This is a genomic window from Streptomyces sp. NPDC026377, assembly GCF_055567715.1.
The window spans coordinates 393325-409923 of the sequence record NZ_JBVHPV010000002.1; the positions used below are offsets into that span (position 1 = coordinate 393325).

A 16599-nucleotide genomic window follows, 5' to 3' on the forward strand; every position below is an offset into this window, starting at 1 on the left:
GGTCGGCGGAGTAACGCAGCGTCAGGCGGCGGCCACCTCACCGAGGTTGTGCTCCCGCGTCTGCTCGCGCAGCTCCTTGCGGGCGGCGCGCCGCACCGCGGCCAGCACCGGGTCGACGGTCGGCACGGCGGCGAGGAGCTGCCGTGTGTACGGGTCCTGGGGCGATCCGTACACCTCGTCCACGGCGCCCTCCTCCACGATCCGGCCCCGGCGCATCACCGCGACCCGGTCGCTGACCTGCCGTACGACGGCCAGGTCGTGCGCGATGAAGACGAGCCCGAGGCCGAGTTCGCGCTGAAGTTCCGCGAGGAGGGCGGTGACCTGGGCCTGGGTGGTGACGTCGAGGGCGGAGACCGGCTCGTCGCAGACGATCAGCTGCGGTTCGGCCGCGAGCGCGCGGGCGATGCCGACGCGCTGGCGCTGGCCGCCGCTGAACTCGTGCGGGTAGCGGTCGTAGCGGTCCGGGTCGAGGCCGACCCGGTCCAGGAGTTCGCCCACGCGCGCGCGGACGCGGTCCTCGTCCCGTACGCCTGCGGCGCGCAGCGGGTCGGCCACCGACTCGCCGATGGACCGCCGGGGGTTGAGCGAGGCGACCGGGTCCTGGAAGACCATCTGCACGGCCGTGCCGTCGCGGTGGATGCTGCCGGAGGTGGTGTCGAGCAGGCCCACCAGCATCCGGCCGAGCGTCGTCTTGCCGCTGCCGCTCTCCCCGACCACGCCGAGCGTCTCGCCGCGCCGCACGGTGAGCGAGACCCCGTCGACGGCGGTGAACGCCGACTTGCCGCGCCCGAACACCTTGCGCAGGTCGCGGGCTTCGAGCAGCGGCTCACCGGCGGCCGCGGCGTCCGGCTTGGCGGCGTCCAGGCGCGGCACCGCGGAGAGCAGCTCCTTGGTGTACGCGGCCTTCGGCGCGCCGAGCACGTCCTGTACGGGCCCCCGCTCGACCGCGCGGCCCCGGCGCATGACCAGGACGTCGTCGACGCTCTCGGCCGCCACGCCCACGTCGTGGGTGACCAGCAGCAGGCCCATTCCGGTCTCCTGGCGCAGTCCGTGCAGCAGGTCGAGGATCTGGGCCTGGACGGTGACGTCGAGGGCGGTGGTCGGCTCGTCCGCGACCAGGAGCCGGGGCTCGCAGGCCAGCGCCATGGCGATGAGCGCGCGCTGGCGCATACCGCCGGAGAACTCGTGCGGGCGCGAGCGCGCCTTGCGCGCGGCGTCGGGGATGCCGACGCGGTCGAGCACCTCCACGGCACGCGCGCGTGCCGCCCGCCTGGAGCCGCCCCGGTGCACCCGGTACACCTCGGCGATCTGGTCCCCGATGGCGTAGTACGGGTCGAGGGAGGAGAGCGGGTCCTGGAAGACCATCGCGGCCACTCCCCCGCGCAGCCGCCGCAGTTCGGCGTCGGAGGCCTGCTGGACGTCGGTGCCCGCGACCTTCACGCTGCCCTCGACCAGGGCGCCGGTGCCCCGGTGCAGGCCGAGCAGGGCGTACGCGGACGCGCTCTTGCCGGAGCCGGACTCGCCGACGACGCCGAGGGCGGCGCCGGGCGCCAGGGTGAAGGAGAGCCCGTCCACCGCCCGGGTCTGCCCGAAGGTGATGGCGAGGTCGGTGACCTCCACCAGAGCCTGCGTCGTGGCCTCGGTCATGACAGCACCACCCGTCGGTCGGCCATCGCGTACAGCGCGTCCGCGACGGCATTGGCCAGTACGACGAAGAACCCGGTCGTCAGGACGACGCCGACCACCACGGGCAGGTCGACCTGGCGGACGGAGTCCACCAGGAGCTTGCCGATGCCCTGGATGCCGAAGAGCGACTCGGTGAGCACGGCGCCGCCGAACATGGAGCCCGCGTCCAGGGCGCTGAGCGCGATGACGGGGGCGACCGCGCCGCGCAGGGCGTGCTTGCCGACGATGGCCCGCTCGGTGAGCCCGTACGCCCGGAAGGTGCGCACATGGTCCTCGGCGAGGGTCTCCAGCATGGAGCTGCGCACCAGGCGCGCGTACTTGGCGCTCTCGATCAGGGCCAGCGAGATCCACGGCAGCAGCAGCCCCCAGAACCACTGCTCGGGGTTGTCCGAGAAGGGGGTGTACTGCGGGAACGGCAGCCAGCCGAGCGTCGAGCAGAAGACGATGATGAGCACCAGGCCGATCACGAAGACCGGGGTGGAGAAGCCGATGAGCGTGAGCCCGGTCAGGGTCCGCTCGACGGTGCCGCCTCGCTTCCACGCGGAGAGCAGCCCGGTGCCGACGCCGAGCACGATCCACAGCACGAAGGCGCCGACGACCAGCGAGCCGGTGACGGGCAGCTTGTTCAGGAGGATGTCGGTGACCGGCGAGTCCTGGCGGTAGGACAGGCCCAGGCACGGCGCGTCGCAGTGCACGACGCCGACGCCGGAGGAGAAGTCCCGTCCGGCGAAGAGCCCCTGGAGGAAGTGCCCGTACTGGACGTACAGGGGGTCGCCGAGCTGGAGGCGGTCGTGCACCTGGGCCACCTGGGCCGGGGAGCAGCGCTCGCCGCAGACGATCTGGGCGACGTTGCCGGGAGCGGCGTAGAAGACGAGGTAGACGACGACGGAGAGGGCGAGCAGCACGAAGACCGCGCCGCCGAGCCGTCGCAGCAGGAAGCCCGTCATTTGGCGGCCTCCTTGAGGGCTGCGGTCTTGCGGGACTTGGCGTCCTTGCGGGAGGTGACGCCGACCTTGAGCCGGGAGGCCGCCCTGGGGTCGAGCGCGGTGCGCACGCCCTCGCCGACGACGGTCAGCGAGAGGACCGTCACGAACAGGAAGCCGGCCGGCAGCAGCAGATACGTGGGCGCCGACTGGTACCAGGTGTTGGCCTCGGTGAGCATCTGCCCCCACGAGGGCGTGGGCGGCTTGATGCCGACGCCGAGGAAGGACAGGGCCGCCTCGATGGAGACGTTGGCGGGCACCAGCAGCACGCCGTAGGTGATGACGGGCGCGGCCAGCGCGGGCAGCAGCTCGCGCCGGGCGACCGCGAGGCGGCCCCAGCCGCTGAGCCGGGCCGCCGCGACGTAGTCGAGGGACTTGAGGCTGAGCGCCGAGGACCGCACGATCTTGGAGGTGCCGGACCAGCCTACGACCGCGATGACACAGGTGATCAGGACCGGGCGCGGCACCGAGTCGGGCACGACCGCGATCAGGCCGAGGCCGATGACGAGCAGCGGCAGCGCCACCACCACGTCGGTGAACCGGCTGATGACCTGGTCGGCCCAGCGCCCGCCGAGGGCCGCGAGCAGTCCGAGGCTCACCCCGATCAGCACCTGCACGAGGGTGGCGATGAAGGCGACGCCGAGCGAGACCCGGGCTCCGTAGACGAGCCGCGCGAACAGGTCGCGGCCGGTCTGGGGCTCCACGCCGAGCCAGTGGTCGCCGCTGACGCCGCCGAACGCGCCCTTGGGCACGCCGCCGGCCGCCGAGTCGACCAGGGCCGGGTGGAAGGCGTTGGGGTCCTGCCCCTCCAGGGCGGTGAGCAGCGGCGCGGTGAGCGCGACGAGCACGAGCAGGACGAAGACGACGGCGGCGACGGTCACGGCGCGCTGGGCGCGCAGCCGCCGCCCGAACTGACGGGCCCCCGAGGCGGGAGCGACCAGGGGGGCCGCTCCCGTCTCCGAGGCCAACAAGGCCTCACTGCTCATGACTACTTGACCGCTACCTGGGAGATGTCGAGCACGCCGGTCCAGTCGCTGATGACCACGTTCTTGATGTCCTTGCCGACGAGGCGCTTGTAGACCGGGTGGAAGAGCGGGACCACCACGGCCTGCTCACCGATCTTCTTGTCGAGGGCGCCCCAGCGCGGCGCGGCGGCCGCCAGGTCGGTGAGCTTGTTGATCTCGTCGACCTCCTTGTTGACGGCCGGGTCGTTCAGGAAGCCGGTGTTGAAGTTGGCTCCGTCCCTGACGATCTGGCGGCCGTCGAAGATCGGCGCCAGGAACGGGCCGCCGGAGGGCCAGTCCGCGCCCCAGCCACGCACGAAGAAGCCGGGCTCCTTGTCGGCGCTCTGGATGGTGTCGTTGTAGTCGTTGGCCTCCAGGCCCTGGAGCTTGACCGTGATCCCGGCCTTCTTCAGGGCGTCCTGGAGGGCGGTCGCGACCTCCGGGCCCTTGGGGCCGCCCTTGGCGTTGGTGTGGGTGAGCGTGACGGTGAGGCCGTCCGCGTGGCCCGCCTCCTTCAGCAGCTCCTTGGCCTTGGCCGCGTTGCCGGAGTCGCCCGCCGGGAAGTGGTCGAAGTCGGCGTGGCCGAACGCCTTCTGGTCCGGCAGGAAGGTGGTGGCGGGCTCGGCGAGCGAGGAGCCGCCGACCGCGTTGATCACCGAGCTGCGGTCCACGGCGTACGCGATGGCCTGGCGCACCTTCGGGTCGTCGAAGGGCTTCACCTTCGGGTTGAAGCCGATGTAGTTGGTGTAGCCGAAGTGGCCGGTGCCCACGCGCGCGGCGAGCGCCTTGTCACCGCCGACCTTGGCGAGCTCGGCGGGGCCGAGGTTGGTGTCGGTGGTGACGGCGGCGGAGTCCGGCCCCTGGGAGGCGGACAGGCGCTGGTTGATGACGGAGGCGTCGAGCCCGGAGCGCACGTCGATGGTGTCCGGGTACGCCTTGCGCTCGGCGTCGGTGGCCTCGGACCAGTGCGGGTTGCGCTCCAGGACCAGGTGCTCGCCGTCGTTCTCGTTCTTGACGACCTTGTACGGGCCGGAGGAGACCGGGTGCGACTCGTACTTGGTGCCGGTGTCCTTGGCCTTGGGGACCGGCGCGAACTGGGTCTGGGTCGCCAGGTACGGGAACTCGCCCTCGGGCTTGTTCAGGTGGAAGACGATCGTCTTGGCGTCGGGCGTCTCGATGGAGGCGAGGCCCTTGCCGCCGTCCTTGTAGGGGCCCTGGTACGCGGCGCCGCCGACCAGCCAGTCGCGCAGATAGGGCGCGCCGCCGGAGAGCTCGGCCGCGAAGGAGCGCTCGATGCCGTACTTGATGTCGGCCGTGGTGATCGGCGTGCCGTCCTCGTACGTGAGGCCGTCCTTGAGGGTGTACGTCCACACCGTGGCGTCGGCGTTGGGCCTGCCGGTGTCGGTGGCGAGGTCCGGGACGACCTTGGTGCCCTCGGCGCCCGCCTCGCGGTTGCGGGTGGTGAGCGTACGGAACACCAGGGACGGAACGTTTCCGCCGCCGGAGGTGTAGAGCCGCGCCGGGTCGAAGTCGGTCTGCGGCTCGTTGTTGAGGACGGAGAGCGTGCCGCCCTTGGCGGGCTTGGCGTCCGAGCCGCCGCCGGCGTTCTTGGCGCCGCTGTCGTCGGGGCCGCAGGCGACGGCGCCCACGGCGAGAACCACGGCTATCGCTGCCGCTCTTGCGACGTTTCCGGACATCTGGCGCATCGGAGTGAAGACCTCTCGGGGTGACTGCCGGGCAGGGACGGAACGGACGCGGGCGTCTGTCCCGGCCCATGACGGCGTCATGGCCTTCGGACAAGAGGGAGTGCCGCGCCCGCGGATGAGCGAAGACGGAAGGACCCGGGCGCGAGGGAGAAAGTGCGCGCGAGTGGGCGTCAGCAACAGTGAATGTCGGCTACGCAGAGCCCGGTCACGCCGATCAGCGCCAGCTCGATGGCGGCGCGTTCGGAGGTGACGGGGCGGTGCGGCATGTCCAGAACTATGCAAAGCCCCGCTGTCCACTGTCAACTGAGATTGAGACAGTCGTCCCACATCGTGGACAGCGGGGCCGGACTGGTCTCAACCGGTCGGGAAGACCCAGGGGTTGGGACGGCACTTGATCCCGTCTATGTCCAAGGACTTGGTCTGCTGCTGCATCACCGGAGCGAGCGCCCCCGGAGTGCGACAGCTCACATGTCCGTGGCCGAGCCGGTGTCCCACCTCGTGGTTGATGAGCATCTGGCGGTAGGCGAACATCGCCTGGGGGCCGAAGGTCTCCGAGCCCTGCGCCCAGCGGAACGCGTTGATCATCACGCGCTCGGTGGCGGCCGAGTCGCAGGAGACGTTCTCCTCGGTGACGTCCAGCTCCGACTTGGCGCACCAGGTGCCGGTGGTACCGGGGCTGGCCAGGGTGACGACGAAGTCGGGCTTGCCGGAGGAGACGCGCTCGAAGGTCTTCGCGCCGTCGTGCGCCCAGCTGCGGTCGTCGTTGAGGGTCTTCTGCACGGCCTCGGCGAAGAGGGCACCGTCCAGTTCGAGGCCCTTCTCGATGTCCACCCGGTAGCGGTACTTGCGCCCCTTGCCCGGCGCCGCCGCGGAGCCCGGCACGGTCTCGAACTCGCCGGAGCCCTTCAGCTTGGGGTCGATCGGGTACTGCAGGGCCATCTTCTGCTCGTACGTGGCGGGCTTGGGCGGGGCCGCCTGCTGGGGCGTGGAGCGGTCCTGGGAGCGGGAGGCGGGCCCGTCGCCGCCGCGTCCGGCGCCGTCGGCGGCCTGGGCGCCGGCGCGGTGGCCGGCGTCGGAGGTGACCTGCCCGGCCACCACGACCGCGAGCACGGTGGTGACGGCCGCCGCCGCGATCCCGGTGAGGGTGCGGCCCTTGACGGACCTGCCCTTCCCGGCGGTCTTCTCCCCGGCTTCCGGCTCGGCCCGCTCGGGGGCGGCGGCCGGGGCGGGGAGGGGTACGGGCGCGGGGGCAGGCCGGGCCGCCGTGGGCGCGGGAACGATCCTGCGCTGCTCGCCCGTGTCGGCCACGACCATCCGGCGGTGGGAGCCGGTACCCGTCGCATCCGGCCCGCGCCGGGCGCCCGGGTCGCCAGGAGCGACCCGCCCGTAGGTGCCGGTGTCGGCGGGTGTGGCCTTGCGGTGGACGCCGGTGTCGGCCGGACCGGCCATGCGGTGGGTGCCGGTGTCGGTGGGCGCGGCCGTGCGGAAGGTGCCCGTGTCCGGGGGGCCGGGCGCGCGGTGGGTGGCGGTGTCGGTCCAGTCGGTGCCGTCGAAGGCGTCCACGTACTCGCGCCGGGGTCCCGGTATTCGGACACCGGGCCCGGGGTGGGCCGGGGCGCCGGGGTGCGGTGCCGGGGGACCGCCCCAGCCGCCGCCGCTCTCGTGGTGCTCGGGGTGGCCGCCGCGGACCGGCACGCCGTGCGCGGGGGTGGTGCCGCCCTGGTGCGGGGCGGAGGTGCCCGGAACCGGACGGCTCGGGGCCTGGCCGGTCGGCGGGCCTTCGGTGCGGCGGCGTCGGCCCGCGGGCTGCGCGCCCTCCGCCACGGGCAGGGGCCCGGTGGCGTCGGCGGCGCGGATGGCATCGGGAGTGCCCGCGGCGCCCCTGGGTCGGCTGTGTCGTCCCACGCCCCGGATCAGCTCCTGTTTCCGCAGTCGTCGAGCAGGTCCCGGAAGGCCTGCGCGACCGCCTCCGGGTACTCAATCATCGCCAGGTGCCCGGCGTCGGGCAGGGTCAGCAGTCTCGATCCGCGGAACGCGGCGGCGGCTCTGCGGGCCATCCGGAAGCCGACGAGCCGGTCACGCCCGCCGTACACCAGCAGGGTCGGGGCGAGCACGCGCTCGGCCTGGCGCCACAGCCCGTGCTGCCCGCCCAGGGTGTAGGCGTTCACCACACCCCGCGCCGAGCGGACCATCGCGTCCCAGAAGTACGGCAGCGCCAGGCGCCGCTCCATCTCCTCGACCGCCGCCCGGAACGCCTCGGGGCTCACCAGGCCGGGGTCGCCGTAACACAGGGCCATCGTGCCGCGCGTGCGCTGCTCGACCGTCCAGTCCTTGGTCATCCGGGCGAACAGCGGGGCCACGCCCGGCACCGCGAGCAGGGCGGTGGGCCAGGCGGCGCGCTGGGCGCGGAGCTCGGGGAGCGCGGGCGACACCAGGGTGAGGGTGCGGACCAGGTCGGGGCGGACCGCCGCGACCCGGGTGGCGACCGCGCCGCCCAGCGAGTTCCCGAAGAGGTGGACGGGGCCGCGCCCCTCGGCGTCCAGCAGCCGGATCACCGCGCGCGCGTGGCCGGTGACCGAGTAGTCGCCGTCGTCCGGCGGCGCGGAGTCGCCGAAGCCGGGCAGGTCCACGGCCTCGCACTCCACCGTGTCCGCGAGCAGCGGCATCAGGGCGGACCAGTTCTGCGAGGAGCCGCCGAGGCCGTGCACGAAGAGGGCGGGGGCGAGTCCGGAGCGGGTACTCGGACGGGTGCGGATGTTCAGCGTCAGCCCGGGCAGACTCACCGGGCGCAGCTCTTCACCGTCCGCCACCCGGACCGCGCCCACCCGGGGTACCGGGGCGGCAGCGGCGGCAAGGGTTTCCGGCAGCTCGGTCGAAGGCATGCGGCAATGTTACGAGACGATCACACCGTGGTTCGTGTGTTCGCCGTCACAGACCGCATAGCGGCGCGCAGACCTAGCCCATAGGCTCGTTACCAAGCCCTCGAAAAGGGAGCAATCATGCCCGTCGACCCCAGTGATCCCGAGATGTTCGAGGAAGATTTCCAGGAAGAAGCCGGCACCGTGGAGCTCGACGAGGAGACGCCGGAGGCGGACGCGGCCGAGCAGCACACCGAGGTGCACCACGACCGCGACGACCCGCTCACCCGCGTCGACCCGGACGCGGCGAACGAGGCGGACGCGGTCGAACAGACGCGTGTGGTCGCCCTCGACGAGGACGACTACCGCTGATTTGTTCGGATAACCGGGCGTATCTCCAGCTACCCAGCGCGTCCGGTCCGTGAAATTCTGCGTGCGCACCGCGCACAGCCGGGTTACCCAAAAGTACGATGGCGGCGCGCGTCCATCGCGCACGAGATCAACTTTTGGGAGGCGGCGTGACAGCCATCGAGCAGACCGAGGCGGCGCGCCCGCGAGGCACGCGCCTGCCCCGCCGGGCCCGCCGCAATCAGCTCCTGGGCGCGGCCCAGGAAGTCTTCGTCGCACAGGGCTACCACTCGGCCGCGATGGACGACATCGCGGAGCGGGCCGGTGTCTCCAAGCCGGTCCTCTACCAGCACTTCCCCGGAAAGCTGGAGCTCTACCTGGCCCTGCTCGACCAGCACTGCGAGGCGCTGCTCCTGGCCGTGCGCACGGCGCTCGCCTCCACCAGCGACAACAAGCTGCGGGTGGCGGCGACCATGGACGCCTACTTCGCGTACGTGGAGGAAGAGGGCGGCGCCTTCCGCCTGGTCTTCGAGTCCGACCTGACCAACGAGCCCGCCGTGCGCGAGCGCGTGGAGCGGGTCAGCCTGCAGTGCGCCGAGGCGATCTCGGACGTGATCGCCGAGGACACCGGCCTGTCCAAGGACGAGTCGATGCTGCTGGCCGTGGGCCTGGGCGGGGTCTCCCAGGTGGTCGCCCGCTACTGGCTCTCCAGCGAGTCGGCGATCCCCCGCGAGAAGGCGGTCCAGCTCCTCACCTCGCTGGCCTGGCGCGGTATCGCGGGCTTCCCGCTGCACGGCTCCGAAGGCCACTGAACAGCGCTTGCGGGGCGCCGGTGTTCGCTCCTAGCGTGCGGCGCCGCGCCCGTCCGGGTCCCCTCTCCGGGCTAATGTGTGCGGGGTACGGCGCGGCTGACCGCGCACCGCAGACCGTCGGAGGGACATAGCCGTGGAGGTCAAGATCGGCGTGCAGCACGCGCCCCGGGAGATCGTTCTGGAGAGCGGGCAGTCCGCCGAGGAGGTCGAGAGCGCGGTAGCCGACGCCCTCGCCGGCAAGGCGCAGCTGCTCAGCCTCCAGGACGACAAGGGCCGCAGGGTCCTCGTGCCGGCCGACCGGATCGCGTACGTGGAGATCGGCGAGCCGACGGTTCGCCGGGTGGGCTTCGGCCAGCTGTAGCCCCGTACGGCAGGAAGAACAGGGCGCGGCCCGGCGGTCATCGACCGCCGGGCCGCTTCTTTTGCGCCCGTCCGCGCGCGACGCGCCGGGCGGGCGCTTCCTGTGCCTTCGCTGTGCTCCACACGGTGAGGTGAGGGTTGCGTTCCGCGAGCCTCGGGTAGGACGGCTGATGACCCGATAGCCCTGGCCACACACCGCGGGAGGGACGTACATGCTCCTGGAAGCGCTCGGCTCCGTCATGCTCGGAATCGCCCTCGCCTGGACTGCCGCGTCCCGTCTGCCCCACCGACTGCCGGAGCGGCGAACCGTTTTCGCGGTGGGCTCGCTCGGCGCCCTGTTCGGCGCCTTCCTGACCCACTCCGCGGTCGGCCCCGGGCACACGGTGACCACGATCGTCGGCGCCACCTTCATCGCGGTGGTCGCGCTGTCGCTGCTGCTGCGCCCGAGGGGCCGTCTGCGCCGCTCAGCGGCGTAGACGGCGAAGCTCCGGCGTCCTGGGAGGATCTGGGCGGATCCCAGGGCGGCGCGGCTCCCTAGGCGGCGAGGCCCAGCGCGGCCATGCGCTTGGTGTGCGCCTTGGTGATGCGGGCGAACATCTCGCCCACCGCGGCCAGATCGAAGCCGTCCGCCATACCGCCGACCAGCATCGTCGACAGCGCGTCGCGCTCCGCGACCACGCGCTGGGCCTGCGAGAGGGCCTCGCCCATCAGCCGCCGCGCCCACAGCGCGAGCCGCCCGCCGAGCCGCGGGTCGGCCTCGATGGCCGCGCGCACCTTCTCCACCGCGAAGTTGCCGTGGCCGGTGTCGTCGAGCACCGCCAGCACCAGGCCGCGGGTGTCCGAGTCCAACCGGGCCGCCACCTCGCGGTAGAAGTCACTGGCGATCGAGTCGCCCACGTACGCCTTGACCAGGCCCTCCAGCCAGTCGGACGGTGCGGTCTGGTGGTGGAAGTCGTCCAGCGCCTTGGCGAAGGGCTCCATCGCGGCGGTCGGCTCCGCGTCGATCTCGGCGAGACGGTCGCGCAGCCGCTCGAAATGGTGGAACTCGGCCGAGGCCATCTTCGCCAGCTCCGCCTTGTCGGCGAGCGAGGGCGCCAGCTTGGCGTCGTCGGCCAGCCGCTCGAAGGCCGCGAGCTCGCCGTACGCGAGGGCGCCGAGCAGATCCACCACCGCGGCCCGGTACTGGGGCTCGGCGGAGGCCGTCGCCCAGTCCTGGGCGGCGATCCCGGTGGGTCCCGCTGTGTTCTCGGTGGTCCCGGCGCTCTCGGCGGTCCCGGCGGTCTCCACCGCGTCGGCAGCGTGCGCGGCGGCTTCGGTTCCGGCCGCGTTGGCGTTGTCAGGCGTCTCCATGGAGCGCACAATAGCCCGCTCCCGGCAGGGGGGAAGGGCCTGGTCAGCCGGAGCACCCGACCGGTTCCCGGGAATTCGCCCAACACACATGCGCGAATCCGGGGTACAGTGGTAATGAGCCTGCCGAGGATCATGTATCGGCGGGCGGCTTGATGAATGAGGATGCCCGGTCGGTCGCCCGGTCGGCTCCGACCCGACAGCCCTCCAGTGCGGCACGTGACAGTACGTAACCGCAGATGAGGGACCCCTCAGCGGCACGAGCGCTTGAGCGACGGCAGTGGTCCCGCGCCACCCGGCCCGGTCGATCCCCGACACCTGGCCGGATGGACCCACGGCACGGTAAGACCCGCCGCGTTCGCCTCCGTACCGCGTCTCACAGAAGAGGCAGCACCCTGACTACGTTCCGAGACCTCGGGATCCTCCCCGAGACCGCCGAAGCCCTCGAGGCCGTCGGCATCGTGTCCCCGTTCCCCATCCAGGAGATGACGCTCCCCGTCGCGCTCTCCGGCTCCGACGTCATCGGCCAGGCCAAGACCGGCACCGGCAAGACGCTCGGCTTCGGTCTGCCGCTCCTGGAGCGCGTCACCGTCCCCGCGGACGTCGAGGCGGGCCGGGCCAGGCCCGACCAGCTCACCGACGCCCCGCAGGCGCTCGTCGTGGTCCCCACCCGCGAGCTCTGCACCCAGGTCACCAACGACCTGCTCACCGCCGGCAAGGTCCGCAACGTCCGGGTGCTCGCCATCTACGGCGGCCGGGCGTACGAGCCGCAGGTCGAGGCCCTCAAGAAGGGCGTCGACGTGATCGTCGGCACCCCCGGCCGGCTGCTCGACCTGGCGGGCCAGCGCAAGCTGGACCTCTCCCACGTCCGCGCGCTCGTCCTGGACGAGGCCGACGAGATGCTCGACCTGGGCTTCCTGCCCGACGTCGAGAAGATCATCAACATGCTTCCGGCGAAGCGCCAGACCATGCTGTTCTCGGCGACCATGCCGGGTGCCGTCATCGGCCTGGCCCGTCGCTACATGTCGCAGCCCACGCACATCAGCGCCACCTCGCCGGACGACGCGGGCGCCACCGTGGCCAACACCGCGCAGCACGTCTTCCGCGCCCACTCGATGGACAAGCCGGAGCTCGTCGCGCGCATCCTGCAGGCCGAGGGCCGCGGACTCGCGATGATCTTCTGCCGTACGAAGCGGACGGCCGCCGACATCGCCGAGCAGCTCGCCAAGCGCGGCTTCGCCTCCGGCGCGGTCCACGGTGACCTCGGCCAGGGCGCCCGTGAGCAGGCGCTGCGCGCCTTCCGCAACGGCAAGGTCGACGTGCTGGTCTGCACCGACGTCGCCGCCCGCGGCATCGACGTCGAGGGCGTGACGCACGTCATCAACTACCAGTCGCCGGAGGAGGAGAAGACCTACCTCCACCGCATCGGCCGCACCGGCCGCGCGGGCAAGAAGGGCATCGCGGTCACGCTCGTCGACTGGGACGACATCCCGCGCTGGCAGCTGATCAACAAGGCGCTGGACCTGGGCTTCCCCGACCCGGTCGAGACGTACTCGACGTCGCCGCACCTGTTCGAGCAGCTCAACATCCCGGCGGGCACCAAGGGCGTCCTGCCCCGCGGCGAGCGGACCCGTGCGGGTCTGTCGGCCGAGGTGCTGGAGGACCTGGGCGAGACGGGCGGCCGCGGCCGCAAGTCCGCCGCCGCCGCGGCGCCGGTCGCCACCGAGGAGCGCGCGCCGCGCACACCGCGTCAGCGCCGCCGTACGCGGAACGGCTCGTCGGTCGAGGCGGACGCCCAGGCGTCCGTGACCCCGGAGCCGGCCGCCGCGCCGGAGGCCGAGGCCGCCGAGACCACCGAGCCGCGCACCCCGCGCCGCCGTCGCCGCACCCGTGTGGGCGTGGCCCCGGTGGAGGCGGCTCCGGCCGCCGAGGCCGTGACCGCCGCGGTGGCCGTCGCGGAGCCGGTGGCAGCACCGGCCGCCGAGACCGTGGTGGAGGCCGACACCGTGGTGGAAGCCGAGACCAAGCCGCGCCGCACCCGGACCCGCAAGACCGCGGCTGCCGCCGAGACCGTGGTGGAGGCCGTGCAGGCCGACACCGTGGCGGAGGCCGAGACCAAGCCGCGCCGCACCCGGACCCGCAAGACCGTCGCCGAGGCGCCCGTCGTCCCGGCGCCCGCCGCCGAGGCTCCCCTGCCCGCCTCCGAGCCGGTGGCCGCCGCCCCGCGCCGCCGTACCCGCAAGGTGGCGGAGCAGGTCGTGGAGGCCGTCGCCGAGGCGCCGGTCAAGCCCCGTCGCCGGGTGCGCAAGGTGGCGTCCTCCTCCGAGGTCGGCTTCCTTACCCCGGAGTCAGCCGCCCTGGAGATCGCCGCCGCGAAGGCCGCCGAGGCCGCCGCCCAGCCGGCCCGATCGCGCAAGACGGCCGTCGCGGCCGAGCCGGAGGCGTCCGCCGCCGCCGAGCCCAAGCCGCGTCGGACGCGCGCGAAGAAGACCGCGGAGGCCGCCCCCGAGGCGGCGGCGGAGCCCAAGCCCCGCCGTACCCGCACCCGCAAGGTCGCGGCGCCCGAGGCGTAAGCACACCGCTTCGTCGGCCCGGCACCCCCCACGGGGTGCCGGGCCGACGTGCGTCCGGGGCGGCGCTCCGGAGCCCGCGCACCCCGGTTACGCTCGGCATATGAGCAAGCCCCGGTCCCTGGCCCTGCCCCCGGGCACGCGCGCGTACCCGCTTGAGACGCCCCGCGGCCGTTTCGCCGTACTCGACTGCGAGCCCGTGGGCCCCCGGGCCGGGACGGCGCTGCTGCTGCCCGGCTTCACCGGCAGCAAGGAGGACTTCCTCGCCCTCCTGGAGCCGCTCGCGCGGGCCGGGTACCGGGCGGTGGCGGTCGACGGGCGCGGCCAGTACGAGAGCCCCGGGCCGCGCGGGGCGTCCGGCTACACCCCGCGGATCCTCGCCGAGGACGCCGTGGCCCAGGCGGCGGCGCTGGGGGACGGGCCCGTGCACCTCGTCGGCCACTCCTTCGGCGGTCTGGTGGCGCGCGCGGCCGTCCGCCTCGCCCCGCGCTCCTTCGCGTCGCTGACGCTGCTGGCGTCGGGGCCGGGGCACGTCGGCCCCGAGCAGCGCGCCAAGATCCGGCTGCTGCGGGCCGCGCTGCCGGTGCTGCCCCCGGCGGTGGTGTGGGCGGTGACCCGGTGGCTGGACAGCCGGGACCCGTCGTACGAGCCGGACACGGCGGAGGTCGCGGAGTTCCTGCGGCGCCGCTGGTTCGCCACACGGCCGGGCCAGCTCATCGCGGCGGGCCGCCAGCTGCGAACGGAGCCGGACCGCACCGAACAGATCGCCGCGCTGCCCGTGCCGCTGCATGTCGCGTACGGGGACGAGGAGACGGTCTGGACGGTGGAGGAGCTGGAGGCGCTGGCGCGGGACACGGGGGCGCGGCACACGGTGGTGGCGGGGGCGGGGCACTCGCCCAATGTGACGCATGCGGGGGTGTTGGCGGGGGCGCTGGTGGGGTTCTGGGCGTCGGTGCCGGTGTCTGTGGGGGGCTGAGGGGGGCGCGCTTTCGCCTGCGGGTGCGCGGTGGGTTGCCCTTTTTGGCCAGGGATTCGTCTGCGGGTGAGCCGTGGTTGCTCGCGCAGTTCCCCGCGCCCCTCTTTGGCCAGGGGTTCGTCTGCGGGTGAGTCGTGGTTGCTCGCGCAGTTCCCCGCGCCCCTCATAGGCCGGGCGCCCACCTGCCGGTGAGTGATGGTTGCTCGCGCAGTTCCTCGCGCCCCTCATAGGTCGGCGTTCGCCTGCGGGGCCATCCGGGGCAGCCCAAAACGCTCCGGTCAGCCACGGGCATTTAGGGGCGCGGGGAACTGCGCGGCCAGCCACAGAGCGTCCGCGGACGAAAACGCGCCTCCGGGGCCCCAGGAACTTGGCCGAGCCGAGTCCCCCCAAGGGGCGCGGGGAACTGCGCGAGCAAGCCTCCACCGGCCCGCAGACAAACCCCTGGCCAAGAGGGGCGCGGGGAACTGCGCGAGCAACCCCCCACCCACCCGCAGACAAACCCCTGGCCAAGAAGGGTCGCGGGGAGCTGCCCGGATGACCCCGGCCCGCGCCCGGGCACCATGCCCCCGCACCCCCTAGTACTGCGACTGCAAGTGCTGCCAGAACCCGTCCCGCAGCGCCCGCCGCAGATCCGCGTGGCCCCGCAGCGACCGCTGGAGCAGGCGTTCCGCCTCCACCAGGAGGTCCTGGTCGACCGGGCCGGGCAGATACGGATGGCCGGGCAGCAGCTGGGCCAGGGACGCCCGGCCCCGCTCCGACAGCCACGTCGCCGCGATCCGTGCCCCCACGAACCGCACATCGTCCCGCGTCGGCGCGGGCCCGCTGTCCTCGTACATCGTCACCGGCCGCCGGGTGACGTACGGCTTGCAGAAGTCCAGGTCGAACGTGCGCTGGCTGTCGACCTCCCACAGCAGCGGCTCCGCCTGGTTGCGCCCCTCCGCCGCCTCGATCCCCCAGAGGTGGACCCGCGCCCCGTACCCCTGCGCCGCCTCGACCGCCGAGACGAGGTCCTCGTCACCACCGATGAGCGCCGCGTCGCTGATCGCGCGGTGGCGGGCGAGGGACTCCAGGTCGGAGCGGATCAGGGAGTCGACGCCCTTCTGCTGGTTGTTGGCGTTGAGGTTGCCCAGCCGCACCTTCACGTCCGGCAGCTCGGCGATCGACTGCTGCTCGGTGGTGTGGATGCGCCGGCGCGCGCCGTCGTACCAGTACACCCGGAGCAGCCGGCTGTCCGCGAAGATCGTGCGGGCCTTGTCGATGAAGGCCTCGATCAGCCCCTCCGCGTCGAGGTCGAAGGCCCGGCGGTCCTCCGTCCCGGTGACCAGGAGACCCGCCGCCGCGTACACGTACCCCGCGTCCACGAAGATCGCGTGCGTGGAGGGCGTCTTAGCCACCTCGGCGAGCATCCGCCGCAGCAGCTGGTTGGTGCGCTCCAGCTGCGCGCCGATGCCGGACAGACCGGCGGCGTCCGGGCCTCCGGTGCCGCCCGCGCCTCCGGAGCCTCCGGAGCCTCCGGAGCCGTCCGGGACGCCGGGGGCGCCGCCGCCGGGGATCTCGCTGTCTGGGATGTCGCCTGCTTTGCTCATTGCCCCCATTCTCGGGGGCGTGAGCGAGCTCTCACAACCGGTGCCTTACCCGCCAGTATTTAGCTCGTGAAAAAATTTCCTTAGCGTAGGGAATGTTTGCCAAGGGCAACCCGTTGTAACAGTCGTAACGGGGCCAGTTCCCCGTGCCACCAGCACCAGCAGTTCTCCTTCAGGAGGATCAGACGAAGGGAGAAGCCTTGCGCTTCGAAATCATGCGCCTCAACGACGTGGACGGCACCGCCGTGGACAGCACCGTCGTGGACGCCGCCTCCGTCAACCGGATCGTGCAGCAGGCCGCCGCAGTCGGCCAGCGCATCTACATCCGACCGGCCGAAAGCTCGGCTTCGTAACGCGTAAGGATCT

16 protein-coding genes are annotated in these 16599 nt (G+C 72.8%); 7 read left to right on the forward strand and 9 right to left on the reverse strand.

All coding sequences use genetic code 11. The annotated features are described in order from the left end of the window. Positions 1 to 21: 21 nt before the first annotated feature. From ACZ4MU_RS05850 to ACZ4MU_RS05880, 7 genes are all read right to left on the reverse strand, one after another. Positions 22 to 1647, reverse strand: a complete 1626-nt coding sequence (locus ACZ4MU_RS05850) for a dipeptide ABC transporter ATP-binding protein (RefSeq protein ID WP_467871421.1) — start codon at positions 1645 to 1647, stop codon at positions 22 to 24. Then, on the reverse strand, positions 1644 to 2633 hold the full coding sequence (locus ACZ4MU_RS05855; protein WP_467871423.1) for an ABC transporter permease: 990 nt from the start codon (positions 2631 to 2633) through the stop codon (positions 1644 to 1646). Before ACZ4MU_RS05855 ends, ACZ4MU_RS05850 begins: the two co-directional genes overlap by 4 nt. Next, positions 2630 to 3655, reverse strand: coding sequence for an ABC transporter permease (locus tag ACZ4MU_RS05860; protein ID WP_467871426.1), 1026 nt, complete (start codon positions 3653 to 3655; stop codon positions 2630 to 2632). Before ACZ4MU_RS05860 ends, ACZ4MU_RS05855 begins: the two co-directional genes overlap by 4 nt. A gap of 2 nt (positions 3656 to 3657) precedes the next feature. Continuing rightward, positions 3658 to 5379 (reverse strand): ABC transporter substrate-binding protein, encoded by a 1722-nt coding sequence (locus ACZ4MU_RS05865; RefSeq protein WP_467871429.1) that lies wholly within the window; start codon positions 5377 to 5379, stop codon positions 3658 to 3660. 170 nt (positions 5380 to 5549) lie between these two features. Further along, positions 5550 to 5645 (reverse strand): Ms4533A family Cys-rich leader peptide, encoded by a 96-nt coding sequence (locus tag ACZ4MU_RS05870; RefSeq protein WP_467871431.1) that lies wholly within the window; start codon positions 5643 to 5645, stop codon positions 5550 to 5552. Positions 5646 to 5733: 88 nt separating this feature from the next. Continuing rightward, positions 5734 to 7284 carry a DUF3152 domain-containing protein gene (locus tag ACZ4MU_RS05875; RefSeq protein ID WP_467871434.1) on the reverse strand — a complete coding sequence of 517 codons (1551 nt, stop codon included), beginning with the start codon at positions 7282 to 7284 and terminating at the stop codon, positions 5734 to 5736. Positions 7285 to 7292: 8 nt separating this feature from the next. Beyond that, positions 7293 to 8261 carry an alpha/beta fold hydrolase gene (locus ACZ4MU_RS05880; RefSeq protein WP_467871437.1) on the reverse strand — a complete coding sequence of 323 codons (969 nt, stop codon included), beginning with the start codon at positions 8259 to 8261 and terminating at the stop codon, positions 7293 to 7295. A gap of 117 nt (positions 8262 to 8378) precedes the next feature. Here ACZ4MU_RS05880 and ACZ4MU_RS05885 point away from each other — a divergent pair, with 117 nt between their 5' ends. The 4 genes from ACZ4MU_RS05885 to ACZ4MU_RS05900 all read left to right on the forward strand — a co-directional run bounded on the left by ACZ4MU_RS05885 (position 8379) and on the right by ACZ4MU_RS05900 (position 10233). Further along, entirely contained in the window at positions 8379 to 8609 is a 231-nt protein-coding gene (locus tag ACZ4MU_RS05885) for a hypothetical protein (protein ID WP_467871440.1), read from the forward strand. Positions 8610 to 8755: 146 nt separating this feature from the next. Beyond that, on the forward strand, positions 8756 to 9397 hold the full coding sequence (locus ACZ4MU_RS05890; protein ID WP_361387214.1) for a TetR/AcrR family transcriptional regulator: 642 nt from the start codon (positions 8756 to 8758) through the stop codon (positions 9395 to 9397). 133 nt (positions 9398 to 9530) lie between these two features. Continuing rightward, positions 9531 to 9758 (forward strand): DUF3107 domain-containing protein, encoded by a 228-nt coding sequence (locus ACZ4MU_RS05895; RefSeq protein ID WP_467871444.1) that lies wholly within the window; start codon positions 9531 to 9533, stop codon positions 9756 to 9758. A 211-nt stretch (positions 9759 to 9969) separates the two neighbouring features. Next, on the forward strand, positions 9970 to 10233 hold the full coding sequence (locus tag ACZ4MU_RS05900; protein ID WP_467871447.1) for a hypothetical protein: 264 nt from the start codon (positions 9970 to 9972) through the stop codon (positions 10231 to 10233). A 58-nt stretch (positions 10234 to 10291) separates the two neighbouring features. Here the strand turns inward: ACZ4MU_RS05900 and ACZ4MU_RS05905 are convergent, their stop codons facing one another. Further along, a complete protein-coding gene (locus ACZ4MU_RS05905) occupies positions 10292 to 11116 on the reverse strand; it encodes a ferritin-like fold-containing protein (RefSeq protein ID WP_467871450.1) in 825 nt (274 codons plus the stop codon). A 314-nt stretch (positions 11117 to 11430) separates the two neighbouring features. Here ACZ4MU_RS05905 and ACZ4MU_RS05910 point away from each other — a divergent pair, with 314 nt between their 5' ends. After that, positions 11431 to 13677, forward strand: coding sequence for a DEAD/DEAH box helicase (locus tag ACZ4MU_RS05910; RefSeq protein WP_467871453.1), 2247 nt, complete (start codon positions 11431 to 11433; stop codon positions 13675 to 13677). Between the two features lie 100 nt (positions 13678 to 13777). Further along, complete coding sequence (locus tag ACZ4MU_RS05915) at positions 13778 to 14650, forward strand: alpha/beta fold hydrolase (RefSeq protein WP_467871455.1); 873 nt, start codon at positions 13778 to 13780, stop codon at positions 14648 to 14650. Positions 14651 to 15225: 575 nt separating this feature from the next. Here the strand turns inward: ACZ4MU_RS05915 and ACZ4MU_RS05920 are convergent. Further along, a complete protein-coding gene (locus ACZ4MU_RS05920; protein ID WP_467871458.1) occupies positions 15226 to 16236 on the reverse strand; it encodes an NYN domain-containing protein in 1011 nt (336 codons plus the stop codon). Positions 16237 to 16433: 197 nt separating this feature from the next. On the opposite strand from ACZ4MU_RS05920, the gene ACZ4MU_RS05925 reads away from it, so the two are divergent. Then, positions 16434 to 16586, forward strand: a complete 153-nt coding sequence (locus ACZ4MU_RS05925) for a hypothetical protein (RefSeq protein ID WP_467871460.1) — start codon at positions 16434 to 16436, stop codon at positions 16584 to 16586. Positions 16587 to 16599: the final 13 nt, after the last annotated feature.

Coding starts and splice junctions, on each gene's coding strand:
- ACZ4MU_RS05855 (WP_467871423.1), bottom strand. CDS start 2,633: ATGACGGGCTTCCTGCTGCGACGGCTCGGCGGCGCGGTCTTCGTGCTG.
- ACZ4MU_RS05870 (WP_467871431.1), bottom strand. CDS start 5,645: ATGCCGCACCGCCCCGTCACCTCCGAACGCGCCGCCATCGAGCTGGCG.
- ACZ4MU_RS05920 (WP_467871458.1), bottom strand. CDS start 16,236: ATGAGCAAAGCAGGCGACATCCCAGACAGCGAGATCCCCGGCGGCGGC.
- ACZ4MU_RS05910 (WP_467871453.1), top strand. CDS start 11,431: ATGGACCCACGGCACGGTAAGACCCGCCGCGTTCGCCTCCGTACCGCG.
- ACZ4MU_RS05860 (WP_467871426.1), bottom strand. CDS start 3,655: ATGAGCAGTGAGGCCTTGTTGGCCTCGGAGACGGGAGCGGCCCCCCTG.
- ACZ4MU_RS05915 (WP_467871455.1), top strand. CDS start 13,778: ATGAGCAAGCCCCGGTCCCTGGCCCTGCCCCCGGGCACGCGCGCGTAC.
- ACZ4MU_RS05865 (WP_467871429.1), bottom strand. CDS start 5,379: ATGCGCCAGATGTCCGGAAACGTCGCAAGAGCGGCAGCGATAGCCGTG.
- ACZ4MU_RS05900 (WP_467871447.1), top strand. CDS start 9,970: ATGCTCCTGGAAGCGCTCGGCTCCGTCATGCTCGGAATCGCCCTCGCC.
- ACZ4MU_RS05885 (WP_467871440.1), top strand. CDS start 8,379: ATGCCCGTCGACCCCAGTGATCCCGAGATGTTCGAGGAAGATTTCCAG.
- ACZ4MU_RS05880 (WP_467871437.1), bottom strand. CDS start 8,261: ATGCCTTCGACCGAGCTGCCGGAAACCCTTGCCGCCGCTGCCGCCCCG.
- ACZ4MU_RS05850 (WP_467871421.1), bottom strand. CDS start 1,647: ATGACCGAGGCCACGACGCAGGCTCTGGTGGAGGTCACCGACCTCGCC.